The 2,825-nt window shown below is 28.3% G+C and carries 2 protein-coding genes; both read left to right on the top strand.

The window, feature by feature from the left end:
• Positions 1 to 177: 177 nt before the first annotated feature.
• A complete protein-coding gene (locus J5G60_RS17740; protein WP_236035345.1) occupies positions 178 to 1,737 on the top strand; it encodes an Eco57I restriction-modification methylase domain-containing protein in 1,560 nt (519 codons plus the stop codon).
• Positions 1,738 to 1,856: 119 nt separating this feature from the next.
• Positions 1,857 to 2,684: a polyamine aminopropyltransferase gene (speE, locus tag J5G60_RS17735; protein WP_150358984.1), complete on the top strand. Its 828-nt coding sequence runs from the start codon at positions 1,857 to 1,859 to the stop codon at positions 2,682 to 2,684.
• Positions 2,685 to 2,825 lie beyond the last annotated feature (141 nt).

Here is a 2,825-nt window from a genome sequence, read left to right as displayed (position 1 = left end):
AAGTACGTTCTCGTGGGCTCGTTTATGTGTATAATATAAATATTTATATCTATATAAAATTTTAAAAAAAAATTTAATATCGAAAGAGATAAATATTTTGCTGAGTATTACTATAATCAGGAAATAGTAAGTAAAGCAAAAGATGTAATATATACACCTTATGAAATATCAAGATATATGCTTGAAAATTTAATAAATCCCATGGATGTAATTGAAAATCCATTTATAAAAATAATAGATCCTTCTTGTGGATGCGGGAACTTGATATGTCCATGTTTTTACTATTTAAAAAGCATATTTGAAAATAATATAAAAGCCATAGATAATCACAATAATATTGATTTACAAATTAAGGATATAAACAAGCATATAGTGTACAATAATTTATTCGGTTTTGATATAGATGAAACCGCAATAAAAATTTTAAAAATAGATCTATTCAGTATTAGCGGAGGATTCAATTCAGAAAATTTTGAAGTAAAGGATTTTTTAATAGGGAATATAGACGAAAAATTTGATATATTTATAGGTAATCCGCCCTATATAGGACATAAACGTGTAGATAGAGATTACTATAAGGATTTAAAAAAAATATATGGAAATATATACAGAGATAAAAGTGATATATCCTATTGCTTTTTAAAAAAGTCTCTGGATTGTTTGAAAAAAGTAGGAAAGCTTGGATTTATTACTTCTAGATATTTTTGTGAATCCTGCAGCGGTGAGGAACTTAGAAAATTTTTAATTGAAAATGCCTCTATATATAAAATTGTAGATTTTTATGGAATACGTCCCTTTAAGAATGTGGGGATTGACCCTATAATAATGTTTTTGATAAAAGAGAAGAATTCACATAATAATATAGAAGTTATAAAACCTAAAAAAGGTATTGAGCTGAGAAAAAATAGATCTTACGGCTCCATATTTTTGAAAAAATATGGAGAATATAGGAGCTTCTTTATAGATCAGGATTCTCTGGAAAATAAAGGTTGGATATTTATTGATAAAATTGAGAGAAGAATAGTTGATAAAATAAAAAAAAGAAGTAAATATACTTTAAAGGATATTTGTGAAAGCCACCAGGGAGTAATAACGGGTTGTGATAAGGCGTTTATAATAGACGAATGTATTTTGAAGGAAAAAAATATTGAAGGTAAATTAATCAGACCCTGGATAAAAAGCAGCTATATACATAGAAATAAAATAATGTATAAAGGAAAGTTTATTATATATTCTAATTTTATAAAAAATGAGAAAGATTATCCAAATTCCATAAATTATATAAAGACCTGTAAGGAGAAGCTTTTACATAGAAGAGAGTGTAAAAAGGGTATTAGAAAATGGTATGAGCTTCAATGGGGAAGAAAACCTGAGATATTTGAAGGCAAGAAAATTGTATTTCCATACAAATCTAAAAACAATAGGTTTGCTTTAGATGAAGGAAGTTATTTTAGTGCAGACGTATATTCACTGGTGTTAAAGAAAAATGTAAACTTTACGTATGATAATCTGCTTAAAATTTTAAACAGCCCTTTATATGAATTTTACTTTAAAACCTTTGGCAAAAAATTAGGAGAGAATTTGTATGAATACTATCCAAATAATTTGATGAAACTGAGTATTCCCGTTATTGATTTTTGTGAAAAATATGATGCAGAAAGCTATTTATACAAATTTTTTGGATTGACAGAAGGTGAAATTAAAATTGTAAAAAGGAATTATTGTATTGATGAATAGCTGTAATAGAGATTTTTATGAGGTTATTGAAAATTTTATTGTCACGATATAAAATTATTATTATAATGATGTTTGCTGTAGGAAAAAATTATATTTTAAGATGGCTGGGGGGTATATTTATGGATTTATGGTTAAGAGAAAGTCAAATCTCAGATGCTGTTATGACGTATAAGATAAAACAAACTTTGATTAGAAAGAAAACTAAATATCAGGATTTAGCTATAGTGGATACATATTGTTTTGGAAAAATGCTTGTTTTAGATGGAATAGTGCAAACCACTGTTAAAGATGAATACGTGTATCATGAAATGATAACCCATGTACCTCTATTTACCCATCCGAATCCCCAAAAAGTGCTTGTAGTTGGGGGAGGAGATGGTGGCGCCGTAAAGGAGATTTTAAAGCACCCTACGGTGGAAAGAGTTGTTCTCTGTGAAATTGATCAGGAGGTCATTGAACAGTGTAGAAAATACCTTCCTGAAATAAGCTTTGCATTACATGATCCAAGATGTGAAATTTTTATTGGGGACGGGATAAAGTATGTACATGAACATAAGAACAGTTTTGATGTTATTATAGTGGATTCCACAGATCCTTTTGGTGCTGCAGAAGGCCTTTTTGGTAGAAGTTTTTATAAGGAAATAGATGAGTGCTTGACAGAAAATGGTATATTTGTGGCTCAGACGGAAACACCTTTTTATTTGCCTGAGGTGGTAAAAGGCATTTACAATGATGCAAAAGCTGTTTTCCCAATAACAAAATTGTTTATGGCAGGTATACCGACTTATCCAAGTGGATTTTGGAGTTTTACATTGGGTTCTAAAAAATATGATCCACAAAAAGTAGATTTATCTTCATCGGTGAATATAAATACGAAGTACTATACAAAAGAATTGCATAAAGCCTGTTTTGTGCTTCCAAAATTTATAGAGAATTTAACAAAATAAAAATACATTTGTTTTAATTTTTAAACTGGTAAAAAGCATATACAGTAGAGTAATATACTTACTGTATATGTTTTTTTTACCTATATTTTTCTATAGGGGCGCTGAAAAATGACATATATTTGATAATAATTTATATATATG

Origin of the sequence: Clostridium sp. HV4-5-A1G (assembly GCF_900184915.1) — a bacterium.
Taxonomy (GTDB): domain Bacteria; phylum Bacillota; class Clostridia; order Clostridiales; family Clostridiaceae; genus Clostridium_B; species Clostridium_B aromativorans.
Note: the sequence above shows the minus strand (reverse complement) of the source record. Positions and strands in the feature narration are given on the sequence as shown.